The following is a 19,335-nucleotide window of genomic DNA, read 5'->3' on the forward strand; positions in this document are numbered from 1 at the left end:
GACCCTCACACCGTGTCAGGCGGGAGAACTGGACCATGTTGTCCATCGGAGCGTTCGCGCAGATCGGCCAGGTGACCCACCGCATGCTGCGGCACTGGGACACGGCCGGACTGCTGGTGCCCGCCCACGTCGACGAGTTCAACGGCTACCGCTCGTACGACCCGTCCCAGCTCGCCCGCCTGCACCGGATCGTGGCCCTGCGCCAGCTCGGGTTCGGCCTCGACGACATCTCGGCCGTCCTGGCCGAGGACATCGGGACCGACCGGCTCGCGGCCCTGCTCCGGGATCGGCAGGACGAGCTGGAACGGGAGCACGCGCTGTCCACCGCCCGGCTCGTCGACGTGGAACGGCGGCTCCGTCTCATCGAGGAGGAGAAGCACATGTCCAGCATCGAGATCATCACCAAGGACCTCCCGCCCGTCCGGCTCGCGGCTCGCACCGCGACCGTGTCGGAGCAGCCCGCGATCGGCGCCGTCGTGCAGCCGGCCTTCGACGAGATCGGCAGGATCCTGACCGACGCGCACGGCCCGGGCCGGCTCGGGACGCCGATGGCGACGTACGAGATGGTCGAGGACGGCATCCGGGCCGTCGTCGGCTACGCCTACGACGGCGAGCCGCTCGACGGGTTCGACGTCGTCGAGCTGCCCGCCGTGCCCGACGCCGCCTGCACCGTCCACCTCGGTTCGATGGCGGGCATCGGCTCGACGTGGCAGGCCCTGCACACCGAGATGGCGGCGCGCGGCTGGGCGCCGTCGGCCGCGGGCCGGGAGCTGTACGTGCGGGCGGAGAGCGCGGACCAGGCGGACTGGGTCACGGAGATCCAGCAGCCGGTGACGCGGGCGTAGTCCGAGCCCTGCCCGCGCGTCCGGAGCGGACGCGCGGGCAAGGCGCGGCGCGGGCAGGGCGCGACACCGGCAGGGCGCGACACGGGCAAGGGTCGGCGCGGGCAAGGGTCGGCGCGGGCAGGGGTCAGGTGACAGCGCCGACGTGCCAGGGGATGAACTCCTCCGCGCCGATCCCCAGGTCCTCGCTGACCGTCCGCTCGCCCGAGGCGACCGCGAGGACCAGGTCGAAGATCTCGCGCCCGACCTCCTCCAGCGACGCCGTCCCGTCCACGACGACGCCCGCGTTGACGTCCATGTCCTCGGACATCGCGGAGTACATCGGGGTGTTGGTGGCCACCTTGATCGACGGCGTCGGGCGGCACCCGAACACCGAGCCCCGGCCCGTCGTGAACACGACGACGTTCGCCCCGCCCGCGACCATGCCCGTCACCGACACCGGGTCGTAGCCCGGCGTGTCCATGAACGTGAACCCGGCTCGCGGCGCGATCGGCTCCGCGTACTCGTACACCGCGGACAGCGGCGCCGTGCCGCCCTTGGCCACCGCCCCGAGCGACTTCTCCAGGATCGTGGTCAGGCCGCCGGCCTTGTTCCCCGGCGACGGGTTGTTGTCGAGCGTCCCGCCGCCGGCCGCCACGTAGTCCCGCCACCAGTCGATGCGGTCCAGCAGCCGCTTCGCGACGGCGGGCTCCGTGGCGCGGGCGGTGAGCAGGTGCTCCGCCCCGTACACCTCGGGGGTCTCGGCCAGCACGGACGCGCCGCCGAGCGCCACGAGACGGTCCGACGCCCAGCCCAGCGCCGGGTTCGCCGTGACGCCCGAATAGCCGTCCGAGCCGCCGCACTCCAGTCCGAGGACGAGGTCCGAGACGTCGCACTCCACGCGCTCGCGCGCGTTCACCCGCGGCAGCATCTCGCGCACGGCCGCCACGCCGGCACGGACCGTGGCGCGCACGCCGCCCGACTCCTGGATGGTCAGCGACCGGACCACGGTGTCGGCCGGGATCGAGGCCAGCAGCCCGGCATCGACGCCGCTGTCAGGATCGCCGGCACCACCGTCGGGGCCGGCACCTCCGCCGGCGTGCCCCACGTCCCCGTCCCGGTCCGACGACGGCGCCGGGCCGCCCTGCTCTCCGGCGCGATCCTGCTGGGCTCCCGGTCCCGACGGGACACGGGGTGCCCCGACCGTCGGCATCCCGAGATCCACGCTCTGCCCGGACCGGGCCGACAGCGCCGCTCCCGGGACCATCTCGCAGCCGAGCCCGAGGACCAGCAGGCCCGAGACGTTCGGGTGAGCGGCGTGCCCGCGCAGGGTGCGCAGGAGCATCTGGCCGCCCTCGGACTCGGGCACCATGCCGCAGCCGCTGGTGTGGGTGAGGGCGATGACGCCGTCCACGTTCGGGAACTCGTCCAGAGCGGCGCCCAGGAACTGGTCCGCGATCATCCTCGCGGTGGTCGCGGAACAGTTCACGCTGGTCAGGATCGCGAGGAAGTTCCGTGTCCCGACCCGCCCGTCGGCCCGCGGATACCCGCGGAAGGTCGGCCGCCCGCCGCCCGCCGCCACCGCGGCGGTGCGTTCCTCGCCCGAGCGCTCGTCCCGGCCGCCCGGACCTGTCGGGGTCGCACTCGCCGCGATGCCGCCCCGGGCGCCGGGCGCCGCCGGGGGTGACGCCTGCGGTGGCGGGGCGCTGTCACGGCGGAGAGCGAGGACCGCGGCGTCGTCGAACGCGAGATTGTGGCTGTGGACGTGGTCGCCGGGTGCGATGTCCGTCGTCGCCACGCCGATGACCTGGCCGTACTTGCGCACGGGCGCACCACGGCCGACGTCGGACAACGCGACCTTGTGCCCGCGCGGCACGTCCTGCCGCACGACGACCGAGGTGGCGTCGACGCTGCCGACACCGCGGCCACCGCCGCTGCCCTCACCACTGCCGCTGCCGACGCTCTCGCCCTGGGCGAGGCCCCGGAGCGCGATCGCGACGTCGTCCCCGTCGTTCAGAACCAGGAGGTCAGCCACCGTGCCATCCCCTTCCACCCGACCGCCCCGCGGTCGTTCCTCCCGGACGACGGTCGCCCGGGCCCGGACGGTCTCTCGCGCCCATGACGATCGGTCCTTTCGTGAGTGATCGGCACGTCGATCTGCCGATCACTCACGAAAGGACCGATCGAGCGCCTGGTCGGTCCTCCGACGACCGACCAGGGCGCCCCGTCAGGATCGGTCAGGCGCCGATCGCCGCGTTGACCTCTTCGATGAACATCTGCGCCGCCTCTTGCGGGGTGACCCGCTCGAAGACGACCTCGGTGTTCACACGCTCCATGATGTCCTGCATCTCCGCCGAGCCCTCCGGCGGCACCGGCGAGGCGTCCACGATCTCGTCCTCGAGGTCGGCCATGAACTCCGCCACCTGCTGGTCGGCGTCGGTCAGGTCGTCGGTGATCACCTCGCGCACGTCGGTGTTGGCGGGCAGACCGCGGTCGGTCAGGTTGATCTTCGCGGCCTCCTCGGAGTTCAGCATGAAGTCCACCAGCTTGGCGGCGGCGTCCGGGTACTCGGTCGTCGCGGACACGGAGTAGAACATGGCCGGCTTGTAGTACATGCCGGTCCGCTCGTACTCGGTCTCGCCCGGGTACCGCAGCAGCTCGATGTCCTCGCCCGACGCCTCGGCGAGCGCGCCGAGCTGGTTGGACCAGAACGAGGCCATGCCGCCGACGTTCGTACCGACCAGCGAACCCTCCGGGCCCGCGTGCTGGTACTCGATGGTGCGGGCGGCGTCCGGCTGGCCGCCGTCCTGCATCAGGTCGAGCGAGGTCTGGAAGAACTCCGCGACGGTCTCCTCGGAGACGCCGAGCTCGCCCTCGGGCGTCCAGAGCGCCTCGCCCTTCTGCCGCGCGAGGATGTTCAGGCCGGCCTCGTTGAAGCCGTAGTCCTGCACGCCCCAGACGCCGTCACCGGCGCCCTCGGACACCTCGTTCGCGACCTCGACGTACTCCTCCCAGGTCCACGACTCGTCGTCCGGAAGGTCCACGCCGGCGTCCTCGAAGACGGCGGTGTTCGCGACGAGCGCGTAGGCGTTGACACCGGTCGGGAGCGCGTACTGGGTGCCGTCGATCCGACCGCCCGCGAGGATCCCCTCGTCGATCTCGGACGTGTCGATGTCGAGCTCGGCGAGGTCGGCGATCACGTCGCGGGAGGCGTAGTCGGAGACGTAGCGCTCCTCCTGCGTCATGACGTCCGGCGTGTCGCCCGCCGCCACCGCGGTGGAGAGCTTGTTCCAGTAGCCGTCCCAGTCGGTGAAGTCCGGGACCACGGTGATGTCCGGGTTCTCCGCCTCGAACGCGTCGATGATCTCCTGCGTGGCAGCATGCCGTTCGTCAGAGCCCCACCAGGCGAAACGGATCTCGCACGGGCACTCCTGGGCCTCGACGTCGCCGCCGGCGGCACCGGAGTCACCGCCTCCGCAGGCGGACAGGATCAGGGCGGTGGCGGCGGCACCGGCCGCCACTGCGGCGCGGCGCCTGCCGCGCTGGTCGAATGAGGTACGCATTTCTCTCCTTCTGGTGACGAACGTCGTCGTTTCTGTCGCTCGGAGGGACCGGGGTCTCGGCGGCCGCGCCCGACGGGCGCGGGCCGCCTACTTGATGCCCGTCGTGGCGATCCCCTTGACCAGGTACTTCTGGCCGAAGAGGAACACGAGGAACACCGGGATCAGGGAGACGATCGACATCGCGAACAGCGCGCCCCACGAGCTCTCGCCCGTCGAGTCGACAAAGGTCCGCAGCGCGATCGGCACGGTGTACATCTCTGGTTTGGTGAGGAAGATCAGCTGGCTGAAGAAGTCGTTCCACGTCCAGATGAACGTGAAGATCGCTGTGGTCGCCAGGGCGGGAACGGCGAGCGGCATCATGATCTGCCAGTAGATGCGCAGGTGCCCGGCGCCGTCGATCCGCGCCGCCTCGTCCAGCTCGCGCGGGATCCCGCGGAAGAACTGGACCATGAGGAAGATGAAGAACGCGTCCGTGGCCAGCAGCTTCGGCACGATCAACGGCAGGAACGTGTTGATCCACTCCAGCCTCGAGAACATCACGTACTGGGGCACGATGATTACGTGGATCGGCAGCATGATCGTCATCAGCATGACCGCGAACCACAGGTTGCGGCCGCGGAACTTCAGGCGGGCGAACGCGTACGCGGCCAGGGAGCAGGACACGAGGTTGCCGAGCACCGCGCCGAGCACCACGATCGCCGAGTTGACCAGGTAGTGGCTGAACGGGTGGAGCAGCGCGTCCCAGCCGTTGGTGTAGTTCGCCAGGTCGATGTCCGTGGGGATGAGCCCCGGCTCGCGGAAGATCAGCGCGTTCGGCTTGATCGAGCTCACCAGCATCCACAGCAGCGGGTAGAGCATCACGAACCCGAAGACGATGAGGCCGACGTGCTTGAACCCGCTCGTGAGCAGCGACCGGACGCGGCGGGCCGTGCCGCCGGCCCGTGGCGCGCCGCGCTTCGGGGACGACGCCGGTTCGGCGAAGGTGAGCTTCGAGGGCGTGGCGAGATCAGTCATCGTAGTGAACCCAATACTTCGAGGCGAGGAAGTTGACCACCGTCATCCCGCCGATGATCAGGAGCAGGAACCAGGCCATGGCCGACGCGTACCCCATGTCGAGGTCCGCGAAGCCCTTCCGGTACAGGTAGAGCGTGTAGAGCAGGGTCGAGTCGGCGGGGCCGCCGTTCCCGCCGCTCACCACGAACGCCTGCGTGAAGTTCTGGAAGGCGTTGATCAGCTGCAGGACGAGGTTGAAGAACACGATCGGCGTGAGCATCGGGATCGTGATCGACCAGAACTGCCGGAGCGGCCCGGCGCCGTCGATCGACGCCGCCTCGTAGTACATCCGGGGGATCTGGCGCAGCCCGGCGAGGAAGATGACCATCGGGGCGCCGAAGGTCCAGACGTTCAGCACGATCAGGGTGTTCAGCGCGTAGTCCGGGTGCGACACCCAGCCCTCACCCTGGATCCCGAAGAGCGCCAGGACCTGGTTGACCAGGCCGTCCGCACCGAAGATCTGCCGCCACAGGATCGCGATCGCGACGCTGCCGCCGAGCAGGGACGGCAGGTAGTACACGGAACGGTAGAGCGCCAGGCCGCGCATGCCCTTGTCGAGCACGATCGCCAGCGCGAGGGCCGCGCCGAGCTGGAGCGGCACGGACACGAACACGTACGTGAACGTCACCTGGAGCGAGTTCAGGAGCCGCGGGTCCTCGAACATCCGCACGTAGTTGTCGAGCCCGATCCAGCTGGGGGCCGACAGGAGGTCGTAGTCCGTGAACGACAGGTACAGGGACGCGGCCATGGGGCCGGCGGTAATCAGGAACAGCCCCGCGAACCACGGGGCAAGGAAGAGCGCAGCCATACGGCCGTCGCCCTTGCGTCGCTCGCCCGCGGCCTTCCGCGTGCTCGCGACCTCTTGGATCACGCTGGACATTCCGCCCTCCGGTCATCGTCGACCTGGTGCTTTCCCGGCGGATGAGCGCGGCACGAGGGCCCGCACACACCGACACAGCCGGGAAACCGGTTGCTGTCGCAGAACGTATCATATGAGGAACCGGTTTCCCATGGTGTACCTTCACCACGTGAGTATCAGGCGCCCAGCAGTGACGATCGGTGACGTGGCCACCGCAGCAGGTGTCTCCCGTGCCACGGTGTCGCGGGTGATGAACGGTCGCAGCACCGTCGCCGCGGACATCGCGGAGCGAGTTCGCGAGGTCGCGGAGTCGCTGAGCTACCGGCCCAGCAACGCCGCCCGCAACCTCGCCCTCGGCCGCACCCGGACCGTGGCCCTCGTCATGCCCGATGTCGGCAACCCCGTCTTCCAACAGATCCTGCACGGCGTCATGGCCGCTGCCGACCAGGACGGCTACCGCGTGCTCGTCGCCGACACCGCGGAGGACCAGAGCCAGGAGGCCGCGATCGCGCTGGAAGCGCGGCTGCGCTGCGACGCGCTCGTCCTGGTCTCCCCGCGCATGCCCGACGACGACCTCGCGCGGCTCCTGCCCGAGGTCGAACCCGTCGTCGTCCTGAACCGCCAGGCGCCGCCGCCCGTCAGGCAGGACGGCAGAGCCGCAGACAACGCTGTCGCACCGAGCCTCGTCGTCGACTACGAGGGCGCCGCCATGCAGGTGATCGAGCACCTGGTCGGGCTCGGCCACCACCGGCTCGCGTACCTGGCCGGCCCCGGCGCCTCGGCGTCCGGCTCGCTGCGCCGGTCCGGTATCCGGCGCGCCCTCGAGCGCCACCCCGGCCTCGACGTGCAGGAGATCCCCGCCGGCCCCGACATCGCCGCAGGTCACGCGGCGACGGGGGCCGTGCTCGCCGGCCGCGCGACCGCGGCCGTCGCCTACAACGACCTGGTCGCCTTCGGTCTGCTCGCCGGGCTGAACGAGGCCGGAGTTGCCGTGCCCGCCGACATCTCGGTGGCCGGATTCGACGACATCGACCTGGCCCGCTACTCGACACCGGCCCTCACCACGGTCGCAGTGCCGCAGTCGGAGCTCGGCCGACACGCCTGGAAGGAGCTAGCCGCAGTGATGGACGACGACGCCCAGCCTGCCCGGTCCGCCCGTTTCACGACCGACCTCGAGGTACGCGCGAGCACCGGTCCGGCTCCCGTCGGGCCCGAACGAGTCCACGCCACCGACCGGGCGGTCCCCGCCGGTACGAGCCACCCGCGCACCGCGACGAACCCGACCGACGCGGCGCAGCCACCGGCAGGCAGCGCGCTGACCTGGGAAGAAGACCAGGGCGCTGTGGTGCTCCACGGACCCGACGGCACGCCGCTCGCGCGGCGCGAGACGGGCGGCCGCATCCCGCCCGTCCACGCCCCACGGCCCTACCTGCACCCCGTGCACACCCTCGGCGGTACGCCGCTGACCGATTCCGGCCCCGTGGACCACCGGCACCACTACGGCGTCGGGATGGCCGTGGCGGACGTCAACGGCACGAGCCACTGGGGCGGCCGGACGTTCATCGAGCACGTGGGGCCGACGCTGCTGCAGAACCACGGCCGCCAGGTCGCCGCCGACGTCCGCCCCGAGGACCGCATGCTCGCCGAGTCGGTGAGCTGGCTCGACGAGCACGGCGGACGACAGCTCGTCGAGGACCGCCGCGTGACCGCCCGGCTCCTGGACGACCCCTCGACCGGGCCTGGACAGCCAGCCGGGTGGACGCTCGACTGGCGCTCCGTGCTGCACGCCACCGACGGCCCGCTGGAGATCCGGTCCCCCGCGACCAACGGCCGTCCGGGCGCCGGGTACGGCGGCCTGTTCTGGCGCCTACCGATCGCGGACGCGACGCACGTGCTGTCGGTCGGCGGCGAGGGCGAGACCCTGGCGCACGGCAGCAGCTCGCCGTGGATCGCGTTCGTGCAGCGGCACGGCGACCGTCCGACGACGCTCGTGCTCGCCCAGCCCGGCACGGTGCGGCCCTGGTTCGTGCGGTCCGCCGAGTACCCGGGCGCCTGCCCGGCGCTCGCCTGGGACGCCCCTCTTCTCGTGCCCGACGGAGGATCGGTGCAGGTCGGCCTCGTCGCGGCGCTGTTCGACGCCGAGCTCGACGCGTCCGCGGCGGCCGCCGTCGCGGCGGCGATCGTATGAGCGAGGGAGGCGTCCCGCGGATCGCCGTCGTCGGGGTGCACGGGCACGGGGCGTCGCACGTGCGGCGCGTCGGCGAGCTGGAGGCGCGCGGCGAGGCGCGGCTGACCGCCGTCGTCGACCCGCGTCAGCCCGAGGCGGGAACGCTCGGAGAGTCGCGGGCCACCTGGTTCGCGAGCCTCGGGGACCTGTTGTCGCAGGACGGCCTGCCCGACGTCGTCGTCCTGTCCACGCCGATCCACACGCACCTGCCGCTCGCCCAGGCGGCGATGGAGGCCGGGATCGACGTGCTGCTGGAGAAGCCGACGACTGCGTCGCTGGCCGAGCACGAGGCGCTCGTCGCCGTGGCCGAGCGGACCGGGCGGCGATGTCAGGTGGGGTTCCAGACGTACGGGTCGCACGCTCTGCCGGCCGTGACGAACCTGGTCGAACGCGGGGAGATCGGCGACGTCACGGGGATCGGGGCGGTCGGCGCCTGGGTGCGGACGGCGTCGTACTGGGACCGGTCGGCCTGGGCGGGCCGGCGCCACCTGAACGGCCACGACGTGGTGGACGGCGTCGTGACGAACCCGCTCGCGCACGCCGTGGCGACGGCGCTGCGGGTCGGTGGCGCACGCCGCGCGGGCGACGTCGCCTACGTCGACACCGACCTGTGGCACGCGAACCCGATCGAGGGCGACGACACGTCGTCGGTGCGCGTCGTCGGCACCGACGGGACCCGCTACGGGTTCGGCCTGACGCTCTGCACGGACGAGCGGACGCCCTCACGGGTGATCGTGTACGGGACGACGGGCACGATCACGCTCGAGTACGAGTTCGACCGGGTGCAGCTCCGCACCGGTTCGGTCACGGCCGAGAAGGAGTACGCGCGCGAAGGTCTCCTGGAGAACCTGCTCGCGGCCCGGCGCTCGGACGGTCCGCTGCTCTGCGACGTGGCCGAGACCGGTGCGTTCATGCGGGTGCTGGAGGCCGTCCGGACCGGTCCGGCCCCGCGGCCGATCCGCTCGGACGCCGTCGAGTGGCGTGGCGAGGACAGCGGCCGGTGGCCGGTGATCCCCGACGTCGAGGCGTGGTGCGAACGCGTGGCGTCGACCCAGAAGACCTTCACGGAGCTGGGTGCGCCCTGGACACGGTGAATCCGGTCAGGACCGGGCCGGTGAGCCGGTGGCCGGCGGGTGATCGGTCGGTCGGTGAGTGATCGGCAGTTTGAATTGCCGATCACTCACCGAGCGACCGATCACGGGCCCGGTCGGCACCGGCCACGCCCGTCAGGCGCCGGCCACGCGCCCGGTCGGCCACTCGGTGACCGACCGGGCGGGCCCGCAGCCGGGGGTGGTGCGGGAGAGCGATCCGGGTGCCGTCAGCAGACGTTCACCGAGGCGTTGCCCGAGATGTTCCACGTGACGTTGTCGCCGCACGGCGACTCGCGGACGCTCGTGTTGTCCACCCGGAGCGTCACGGAGACGTCGCGCGTGTTGGCGAACTCGGAGCGCGCTGCGACACGCACCTCGCCCCCGCCGTTCACGGTGCCACCGGAGATCGTGTAGTTGTAGCAGTTCTCGAGCAGGACCGAGTTGTTGCCGTTGCCGGCGAGGTCGAGCGAGTTGATCCGCACGCCACCCGACTCCGAGACGCAGAAGACGCCGCGCCCGCCGCCGCGCGAGACGACCCGGTCCACCACGATGTTCGTGGGGTAGGAGCCGTCGCTCATCCGCCCGGCCCGGTTGGCGGTGCGGAACGTGGCGTACCCGGTCCCGGTGGCGACGTCGTCCCCGTCCACCGTCCCGATGTTCGCGTTGACCGTGTTGTTGAGCAGCAGGCCGGTGCCGGCCACGTGGCGCGCGACGACGGTGCCGATCTCCAGGCCGTCGACGTTCCATGTCTCGACGCCATGGTTCCCGGTGCCCTCCACGTACACGTCGTCGATCACGACGTTCCGGCTGCCGGCGTGGTCGCGCTCGAACCGGATGCCCAGACCGCCGTCGAGGTCGAGGTCGATGTCCCCCAGGTGCAGGCCGTTCATGCCGTAGAACCGGAGCCCGAAGTACGGGTTGCCCGTCATGTTGAGGTCCCAGATGGTCACGTCCGAGGCGTTCAGCGCCTCGATCGCGCCCCGGCCGGAGCGGTTGCCGACGTTCATCGTGCCGCAGACGGAGATCGACGTGTGGCTGGGCAGCGAGATCGTGCTCGCGCCGATCGACCCGCTCGCGGGGACGGCGACGTGCTCCTGCGAGGTGCGGCCGGCCGTCAGGTTGTCGATGCCCGCCTGGATCGCGGCGCGGTAGTCGCCGCCCTGGTAGACGGTGCTGCCGTTGTTGGTGGTGGTGTAGCTGCCGGACGACCCGGTGACCATCGAGCTGCCGGAGCCGCAGTCCGCCGCGGCGGCGGGCGGGGTGGTACCCGGGATGAGGCCGAGGGGGGCGGCCAGCGCCACCGCCGCGGCGATGGCGACGGCCGCTCCGCCGCCGAGAACCGTGGCCCTGGTACGCGCCCCGGGACGACGCCGGTGGCTCTGCGGCCCGGCGTCCTGTGCGGTGCGGATGCCCCGCGCTCGCGTGATGAACATCGTTCCTCCAGTGATCGTCGTTGATCGGCCGACCGCCCCGACAGCGGCCGGAATGAATCGTTCCATCCAAGGATTGCGCTTTCCGAAGCCGGGAGGAAGGCACTAAACGGTTCGTTCCGTGACCATCGTCGGCGTGGCTTCGCAGCCGCGGGTCACCGGCACGGTGCGACCGCTCCCCAGGCACCGTGGACGTCCACGCCCGGCTCGAGACCGCGCGCCCACCAGTAGGCCACGTGGTTCACGCCGTCGTACGAGACGACGTCGCCGCGGCCGTAGGCCACGCCCGCGTCCCACGGCTCGGCGCAGTCCTCGGCGGGCGGCATACCGGCCGGCCCCGTCGCCGCCCACGGGCTCGGGTGGCGGCGTGAGCCGTCACCGGGGGTCTCACCGCGGGTCCACCAGCGCGCCTCGTAGGCGACGCCACCGTGCGTGACCACGTCACCCGCCGTGTAGATGGCGGTGGGGTACCAGGGCGCGACCGGGACCACCTCGGGCAGGAGCCCGATCTCCGTCGGGTCCGGCTCGGCGCGGAGCCGCGCTCCGGAGTCCGACGGCGCGACGTCCGTCAGCTCGTACAGGCCGTGCATCGCGACCGAGCCGTCCGGGCCGATCTCCGGCCGCAGGCTCGCCGCGTCCGTGGCGACGAACCAGTCCTCGGCGACCTCGGCGGGACGGTCACCGGGATCGCCCGCCGCGACACCGTCGAAGTAGTTCGTCGGGTCGGTCAGGAGCGAGGTGTCGTCCTGCCGGAGCTCGAGCTCGTCGGCCAGCGACGCCCGCCAGGACAGCACACCGGACGCGCGGTACTCGGTCCGGCTCGCGGAGGTCTTGAGCTGCACGTTCATCCCGCTCCTGGCCGGCGAGGCCAGGCCGTTGCCGACGCTCGTGACGTTCTCCAGCCGGACGTCCGGCCCCGAGTTGGACGTGACGCCCTTGGCCAGGTTCCCGAACGCGACGGAGTTCCGCAGGACGTGGGCGCCCGGGACGGACTCGCCGCCCAGCTTGAAGCCGTTGCCCTCGCCGAGGTCCGTCAGGCCGTCGTCGTCCTCGAGCCAGCCGTTCGCGTAGGCGACCGAGTCCTCCACCGTCACGACGCCGATCGGGCCGGTCGTGGACTTGGCGTACAGGTCCCAGCCGTCGTCGATGTTGTGGTGGGCGATGCTGCTCCGGATCACGTTGCCCTCGCCGACGGTGAGCTTCACGCCGAACCCGTCCGCGTCGTTGCCCTGCGGATCCCGGTTGTCGTGCGACTCGGACGACAGCACGAGGTTGTGCGACGGCCACATCGCGGGCGGCTCGGCGGACGAGCCCGAGATCTGGAGGCCCGAGTCCTGGTTGTGGTGGGTCTCGATCCGCTCGATCACGTTGTGGTGCCCGCTGATGTGCAGTGGCTTCTTGTACCCCTGCGACCGGGTGATCTCCAGGTCGTAGAGGTGCCAGTGGTCGCCACGCAGCCAGATGCCGCCGCTGTCGGACTCCGACAGGTCCAGCACCGCGCGGGAGCCGGGCTCCGACAGGAGCGTGATCGGGGCGTCCGCGGTGCCGTCGCGCCCGCGCTCGACGACGACGGCCTCCTGCGGGCGGTACGTACCGCCGGCGAGCACGACCTGCTGGCCGGGCTGCGCGTAGGCGACCGCGGTGTGCAGGTCGAGCGGGGCGCCCGAGGTGCCGTCCCCTCCCGGGTCGCCGTCCGGCGCCACCCGGATCGCCTGGCCGGGCGCGCCGTACGACCGCACGTCGAAGCTCAGGCCGAGCTCGACGGGGTCGGTGGACTCCAGCACCTCGCGCTCTCCGAGGTGCGGCTGCTCCTCGTCAGGTACCAGGCGGGCGGTGAGCTCGTTGGTGCCGCGGGCCAGGTCGAGCGGCACGAGGGTCCGTTCGCCGGGGACGACGTCGAGGCCGTCGGCCACGACCGCGCCGTCGGCGTCGGTGATCTCGGCCTCGCCGTACACGTTCGAGGTGAGCGGAACGTCGATCGAGTCGTGCGGCGTGGTGCGCGTGACGTCCGCGTCCAGCTCCGGCGTGACGTACACGGGCGGCGGATCCTGGGCGGGTTCGTCGTCGTCCGGGTGGATCGTCTCGAAGGACCAGTCGGTCACCGTGACCTTGATCTTGCGTGCGGCGAAGAGCCCGACGTAGAGGGCTTCGCCGTCCTGCGTGAGCAGCATGTCCGGGTCGTACTGGATCACCTCACGGTCGTCCGCGCCGTCCGCGCCGTCGCGAAGCCAGATGGCGTGGAAGCCGGTGTTCGACCGGCGCAGCGTGAGCCGGTAGTCCTCGCCCGCCTCGAAGCGCGGCGGGTTGGTGTTGCCACCCTCCTCGTAGCCGTCCTTGTAGCTCCAGTCGAACGTGCGCGAGTCCGTCATGTCGCGAGCCGCGGAGCTCTGGGTGGGCGGTCCCGTGTAGCCGTGCACGAACTTCGCGCCCGGCGTGCCGTAGCGCACGCCCTCCTCGCCGTCGAGGCCGGACGCGTACTTGGCGACCGCCGCCCCAGCGGAGTTCATGTACCGCGCCGACGGGTCGTTCGGGACGAGGTCGTCCACGGCGACGAGGCCGAACCCGGACTGGTTGTCCTTCGACGCCGCGTCGTCCACGTGGAAGGTCGCGGTGAGCGTGAAGTTCTCCGTCTCGGGGTCCACCGCGGTGTAGTGGTACCAGAACCCGTCCTCCGAGTCGGCGGCCTTGCCGGAGTTGGCGAGCGCGTCGAACGTGATCGAGCCGTCCTCGTGCTCCAGGACCTCGCCCCCGGAGCCGACACCGACGTGCGCGGTCTGCCACCGCTCGACGGAGTCGGCGACCGTGAACCCGGACGGGGCGGACGCCGCTGCGTCGTCCCCGCGGTGTGCGACGACCCGCGCCTCGTAGGTCTCGCCGACCCGCAGGCCGGCGACGTCGGCCGTGGTGCCGGTGACGCCGTCCGCCACGGTCGCGAACTCCTCGGCGCCCTGCCGGACTCCGACGGAGTAGGTCTCGGCCTCCGCGACCAGGCCCCACTCCACGGCGACCGTACCCTCCGCACCCGAGACGCCGGTGGTCAGGATCGCCGAGATCACCGGGGTGGCGAGCGGTAGCGAGTACTCCGGCGTCGCCGTACGCCCCGAGACGAGCGGCTCGGCCTCGTCAGCCCGCGTGAGCAGCACCTCCACGGTGTAGGCGCCCGAGGACGGCGGCTCGACGGCGAGAGAGCCCGTGGCGCCGGCGGTCGCGGTGAAGGCCCGGTCCACGATGCTTCCGTCCGCGTCGCGGAGGTACACGTGGGCGAGGTCGCCGCCGTCGGGTCCGACGGTTCCGGTGTAGCCGACCACCAGGTGCGACGGGTCCTCCGGGTCGACGCCGACGGTGTCGACCGCGGGTGCCGCGACCTGCGTCCAGGACGTCCGGCCCGTGTCGGGCGCGACGTCGAGTCCGACCGCGTAGACGTTGACGCCCGAGCTGGGCGAGGCCAGCCAGTAGGTGCCGTCGGCGGGGACGGCCAGGGTCTCGGTGGCGACGGGGGCGCTGTCGTCGTCGGCGGCTGCGACGACGCGGGCGACCTCCGTCCAGGCCCCGTCGTAGAGGGCGAGCGCGCGGTCCGCGGTGCCGCTGCCGCTGCGGGCGTGCACCGTGACCTCGGTCCCGGCCGTGGCTTCGAACCGCAGCGCGCGCTCGTCGGCGGTGCCCGAGCCGTTGAGCTTGAGGCGCTGCGAGTACACGTCGCCGCCGTCGGACGTGCGGTCCGAGGCGTCCACGGTGACGGCCTTGGCCTCGGACGCCATGATCGTGAAGGCGCCCGCCACGACGTCGCTGGTGGTGATTCTGCCGGGGGCGACGTCGTCGGCGACGAACGCGGTGGCGGGGTCCGCCGCCGCGGGCGCGGCAAGGCCGGCGAGGACGAGTGCCGAGGCGGCGACGGCGGTGAGTGACCTGCGAGGTCCTACGCGTGTTCGGGACATGATCTCCTCGTTGAGATGCGCGGCGTACGGCCCCCGCCACCTGCCGCCGCACACGTAGCGACGCCCATCGGGAAACCGGTTTCCCGTACGGTGGCACGAAACCCCTCGGATGCGCAAGCCTCTCTTCCCCTGGTCCCGGCACGGAGCGCCGGCGGACCTCCCGGTCGGCCCACGTCGACGCCCGGTCGGCCCGCGTCGACGACGCCGACCACGGCATCCTGGGTGGTGGAAGGCTTCCACCACCCCAGAAATGACGTGGTCGGCCGCATGAACCGCTCGGGTGGGGTCGGGTGCCGCCGGGGGAAGCTCAGCCCCCCCGGCCAGACCCGGCCGAACCAGATCAGACCGGTCCCGGACAGACCCGGCCCCGGCGGTCAGATACTCAGATCAAGATCCTCGAGTCGGATCGGGTCACCTGTCTCCAGCGAGGCGTTGCCCGCGTAGCCGACCGCCGAGGCCCGGATGCCGTCGCGGTACCCGGCGGCGCGCCCGAGCGGGTCGGGCTCACCCGACGGCGCGAAGACGTCCCGCAGCAGCAGCGTGTCACCACCGCCGTGACCACCCGGGCCGACGGCGACGATCGGACGCTCCTCCGCCTTCTCCCAGTGCCGCTGCACCACGAGCCGCTCACCGGCGGGGCGGACCAGGTCCTCGGCCTGGGCGCTGGTGGCGCTCGGGTCGAGGATCGCCGCGCCGTCCTCGGAGAACTCGACGGACCCGCGCTCCACCACGTCGAGCTCCGCGCGCCCGCGGGTCCCGTTGACCACCACCCGGTAGCCCTCCCACGGTGAGTGCGCCGTGAGCGAGTAGCTCATCGTGGCACCGCCCGCGTACTCGACCACGAGGCTGAGCGTGTCCTCGGTGGTGATTCCGGGGTCGAACACGGAGCGGTTGCGGACGTAGCCGTCGTGAGCCTGTGCCTCCGGGCCGTAGAGCCCGGACAGCCAGGGGTTCTTCTCGAGGTCGAGATGCCAGGGGTCGACGCCGCCCGCGTTCAGGGTCCTCTCCGTGGCCGTGGGCTCGTAGCCGTCCGCGTGACCGGCGTCGTCGCCGTAGAAGCGGCGGCCGCCGGCGGCGAAGACACGGCTCGGGACGTCGTCGATCCACCAGTTGACCAGGTCGAAGTGATGGCTCGACTTGTGCACCAGCAGGCCCCCGTTGTTCACCTTCTCGCGGTGCCAGCGGCGGAAGTAGTCGGCGCCGTGCACGGTGTCCAGCGCCCAGTCGAAGTGCACCGAGAGCACGCGCCCGATCTCGCCCGACGCGATGACCTCGCGCAGCGCGGAGTTCCGCGGCGCGTAGCGGTAGTTGAAGGTCATCACGAGGTCGCGCCGGGTCTCCGCGACCGCGTCGACGATCTGTCGCGCCTGGTCCGCGTGCGCGGCGATGGGCTTCTCGACGACGACGTCCGCCCCGGCGCGCAGCGCGCGGCCGACCAGGTCGCCGTGGGTCCGGTCGATCGAGGTCACGACCACGCGGTCCACGCGCTCGGTCTCGATCACCTTCTCCAGGTCGTCCGGCTCGAACACCGGACGCTCCCCACCGACGGCCGCCGCCACGCGCGCCTCGTGGAACGCCGCGCGCACCGGGTTGGGCTCGATCCAGGCGACGATCTCGCCGTCCGCGGCGTGCGCGCCGATCAGCGCGTCGATGTACATCGCGGCACGGTGCCCGGTCCCGACGACGGCGTAGCGGGTGCGGCCCTCCGGGAGCGGACCGTCGACCGGGGCCGGGGTGTGGGTGGGCCCGGTGATCGGCTCGGTCGTAGGGGTGTCAGAGGCGGGTACGGGTTGCTCGGCCGTCGGCTCAGGCATGGTTCGTGCTCCTCAGGTCGTCGTCGACAAGCAGGGTCGCCTGTTGACACTACCGATTCGACGCCGAGTTGGAAAGCGCTTCCCCGCAAGGCGGTCTCTGCCCGTCGAGCGCTCTCCCGCGCTCCCGGGCGCTCCGCCGCGGCAGGACCTCGGCGCGTCGCACCCGGCTCGGCACCGCCGCCCACGTGGCAGTTTTCCCTTACTGACAAAGAGCCGGCCGGCCTGCTGAGATGGACCGCGAGCGTCCCCTGACTCGAGCAAGGATCCCGATGCGCGCCTCCCGCATGCTCCCCGCCCTGGCCGTGACCGCCGCAGCGGCAGTCCTGACCGCCCCCGCGACCGCCGTCGGACCTGCGGACACCACCGCAGCACCCGCCGACGGCGCCTACTACGTCCAGAGCGCCGCGACCGGCCTCAACGCCGCCGACGCCGACGGCTCCGTCGAGCAGCACCGTCCGGGTGGCGACGAGGACCACCAGCAGTGGCTGGTGCGCGCGTCCGGTTCCGCCCACGTCCTGGAGAGCGCCGACGCCGCGGGCCGCTGCCTGGGCCGTGACGGCGACGACGCCCGCGTCGTCGCCTGCACGAGCGATGCCGCGGACTGGACGCTCGACGACGCCGGGGACGACCGGCACCTGCTCCGGGAACCGGGCACCGAGCGTTTCCTGACCGTGCGACCCAAGCCGTCCGGCGAGAACTACCCGGCCGGGCTCGGCATGGGCGACGGCGGGGAACTCGCCCGCTGGTACCTCACTCCGGCCGAGCCGGTACGGCACTCCGTCCCGCCGGCCGGCGACCGGACCCTGGACCAGATGTCGTTCCTCACCACGCACAACGCGTACGCGAACGGGGTCGACGGCGGCTTCGCCCCGCCGTTCGTCAACCTCGCGCCCAACCAGGTCCGCGGCATCGAGCAGCAGCTCGCGGACGGCGTGCGCGGGTTCTCGTTCGACCTCCACCAGACCGACGACGGCGCGATCCTCTGCCACAACAGCTGCTTCCTGGTCAGCAGCCCGGTGGCGCTCTGGGTGGACCTGCAGCGCATCGTCGACTTCCTGGACTCCCATCCCGACCAGGTGATCACCGTCTTCCTGGAGGACTACGTCGACCCGGAGGTGCTGCGCAGCGAGATCGAGCGCGTGAGCGGGTTGCCGGAGGTGCTCTACGACCCCTCCCGCACGGGCGTGCGGGAGAACGGCTGGCACACGATGGACGAGCTGATCGCGAACAACGACCGGCTGCTCCTCTTCACCGACCACAGCCGTGCCGCGGACGCCGACGCCGGGCTCACCAGGGACGAGTTCGGCGTCATGTACCAGCGGGAGTGGACCGTCGAGAACTACTGGTCGATGGGGGCGGGCATCGGCGAGTCCGACTGGTCGTGCTACAGCCGCTGGTACGGCGCGGGCGAGAACATCCCGCTGACCCGCACCGAACCAGGGTTCCGACCGCTGTTCGTGATGAACCACTTCCGCGACGTGCCCGTCGCGGCCACCGCGAGCACCGACAACGCGAACGCGCTCAACCGCGCCGAGCGGTTCTGCCAGCCTGCCGCCCGCAAGAAGCCGAACTTTCTCATGGTCGACCGGTACGACGTCGGGGACCCGGCCGCCGCCGTCGCGGCGCTGAACCGCTACTGGTACTGAGCGGAGCGCGCCCGCACCCCGGCGGGACACCGGCCCGCACCTCTCCGCACCTCCCAGCACCTCTCCGGCGGGGTGCGGGCCGGCACCCCGCCCGCGCCCCGCCGCCGACGGCGTGCTCGCCACCCGCCTCAGCGTGCCGGCACCGGCCTCCGCCACGGTGCGCCCGCCGGGACCTCGAGCTCCGGGTCCCCGACGTCGAGCGAGCCGAGGTCCAGCGGCTCGACGACGAGCCCGCGCCGCCCGGAGGCCGCGGCCCGGGCGATCCGCGCCTCGGTACCCGGCTCCGCCGATACCGCCACACCGAACTGCACGCACATCTGGCGCAGCTCCCCCTCGTACCGCTCTCCCATGGCCGCGTCACGTCCGCGGTAGGTCCAGGTGACGAGGTACGGCGCCGCGAAGCTCTTCGCGCCTCCGCGGCAGGAGCGGCACGACATCGGCGCCCTCGGACGCCGGAACCTGGTCGTCCGGTGCCCGCCGGGGCACACCCCGATCCACGGCCCGTCGAGCGACGGCGCGTCCGGGTCCACGTACTTGCTCCCGGAGCCTCCGATCGCCCGCGCCTTCGCCCGCCACTCGGCGCCGTGCCCGGCCTCGTGACCGACCAGCGCGTGCGCGATCTCGTGCAGCACCGTGTCGCGGACCTCGCGCGCGTCGTAGACCGTCGCGAGCGGGGCCGACAGGCTGATCCGGCGGCGCGCGAAGTGGCACATGCCGGCGCGCCGCTTCGCGTCGTCGTACTCGAACGTCCAGCCCGCCAGCCCGTGCCGGTCCATGAGGTCCCGCGCCAGGTTCTTCGCCTCGACAAGATTCATGACTGCCCCCTGATGTTCGTCGGCGTCCGGACCGCCCGGACGCCGACGAATCTAGGAAGGCTGTCTGACACGTGGCGGGAG

At 72.0% G+C, this 19,335-nt stretch carries 12 protein-coding genes; 4 read left to right on the top strand and 8 right to left on the bottom strand.

From position 1 onward, the window contains the following. Window positions 1-35: 35 nt before the first annotated feature. Window positions 36-845, top strand: coding sequence for a MerR family transcriptional regulator (locus tag ACYU96_RS06020; protein ID WP_460750249.1), 810 nt, complete (start codon window positions 36-38; stop codon window positions 843-845). A 124-nt stretch (window positions 846-969) separates the two neighbouring features. Here the strand turns inward: ACYU96_RS06020 and ACYU96_RS06025 are convergent, their stop codons facing one another. The 4 genes from ACYU96_RS06025 to ACYU96_RS06040 all read right to left on the bottom strand — a co-directional run bounded on the left by ACYU96_RS06025 (window position 970) and on the right by ACYU96_RS06040 (window position 6,317). After that, entirely contained in the window at window positions 970-2,856 is a 1,887-nt protein-coding gene (locus ACYU96_RS06025) for a UxaA family hydrolase (RefSeq protein WP_460750252.1), read from the bottom strand. Window positions 2,857-3,058: 202 nt separating this feature from the next. After that, window positions 3,059-4,384: an ABC transporter substrate-binding protein gene (locus ACYU96_RS06030; RefSeq protein WP_460750255.1), complete on the bottom strand. Its 1,326-nt coding sequence runs from the start codon at window positions 4,382-4,384 to the stop codon at window positions 3,059-3,061. 87 nt (window positions 4,385-4,471) lie between these two features. After that, a complete protein-coding gene (locus tag ACYU96_RS06035) occupies window positions 4,472-5,398 on the bottom strand; it encodes a carbohydrate ABC transporter permease (protein ID WP_460750258.1) in 927 nt (308 codons plus the stop codon). Further along, on the bottom strand, window positions 5,391-6,317 hold the full coding sequence (locus tag ACYU96_RS06040; protein ID WP_460750260.1) for a carbohydrate ABC transporter permease: 927 nt from the start codon (window positions 6,315-6,317) through the stop codon (window positions 5,391-5,393). Before ACYU96_RS06040 ends, ACYU96_RS06035 begins: the two co-directional genes overlap by 8 nt. Before the next feature lie 148 nt (window positions 6,318-6,465). Here ACYU96_RS06040 and ACYU96_RS06045 point away from each other — a divergent pair, with 148 nt between their 5' ends. Continuing rightward, window positions 6,466-8,484: a DUF6807 family protein gene (locus ACYU96_RS06045; RefSeq protein WP_460750262.1), complete on the top strand. Its 2,019-nt coding sequence runs from the start codon at window positions 6,466-6,468 to the stop codon at window positions 8,482-8,484. Further along, a complete protein-coding gene (locus ACYU96_RS06050) occupies window positions 8,481-9,617 on the top strand; it encodes a Gfo/Idh/MocA family protein (RefSeq protein WP_460750265.1) in 1,137 nt (378 codons plus the stop codon). Before ACYU96_RS06045 ends, ACYU96_RS06050 begins: the two co-directional genes overlap by 4 nt. A gap of 224 nt (window positions 9,618-9,841) precedes the next feature. On the opposite strand, the gene ACYU96_RS06055 is transcribed toward ACYU96_RS06050, so the two are convergent. The 3 genes from ACYU96_RS06055 to ACYU96_RS06065 all read right to left on the bottom strand — a co-directional run bounded on the left by ACYU96_RS06055 (window position 9,842) and on the right by ACYU96_RS06065 (window position 16,793). Further along, complete coding sequence (locus tag ACYU96_RS06055; RefSeq protein WP_460750268.1) at window positions 9,842-11,047, bottom strand: hypothetical protein; 1,206 nt, start codon at window positions 11,045-11,047, stop codon at window positions 9,842-9,844. Between the two features lie 152 nt (window positions 11,048-11,199). Next, window positions 11,200-14,979, bottom strand: coding sequence for a carbohydrate-binding protein (locus ACYU96_RS06060; protein ID WP_460750271.1), 3,780 nt, complete (start codon window positions 14,977-14,979; stop codon window positions 11,200-11,202). 374 nt (window positions 14,980-15,353) lie between these two features. Next, a complete protein-coding gene (locus ACYU96_RS06065) occupies window positions 15,354-16,793 on the bottom strand; it encodes a Gfo/Idh/MocA family protein (RefSeq protein ID WP_460750274.1) in 1,440 nt (479 codons plus the stop codon). A gap of 269 nt (window positions 16,794-17,062) precedes the next feature. Here ACYU96_RS06065 and ACYU96_RS06070 point away from each other — a divergent pair, with 269 nt between their 5' ends. Continuing rightward, on the top strand, window positions 17,063-18,439 hold the full coding sequence (locus ACYU96_RS06070; protein ID WP_460750277.1) for a hypothetical protein: 1,377 nt from the start codon (window positions 17,063-17,065) through the stop codon (window positions 18,437-18,439). A gap of 128 nt (window positions 18,440-18,567) precedes the next feature. On the opposite strand, the gene ACYU96_RS06075 is transcribed toward ACYU96_RS06070, so the two are convergent. Then, window positions 18,568-19,254: a SprT family zinc-dependent metalloprotease gene (locus ACYU96_RS06075; protein ID WP_460750279.1), complete on the bottom strand. Its 687-nt coding sequence runs from the start codon at window positions 19,252-19,254 to the stop codon at window positions 18,568-18,570. Window positions 19,255-19,335: the final 81 nt, after the last annotated feature.

It is taken from the genome of Myceligenerans cantabricum (assembly GCF_054777735.1).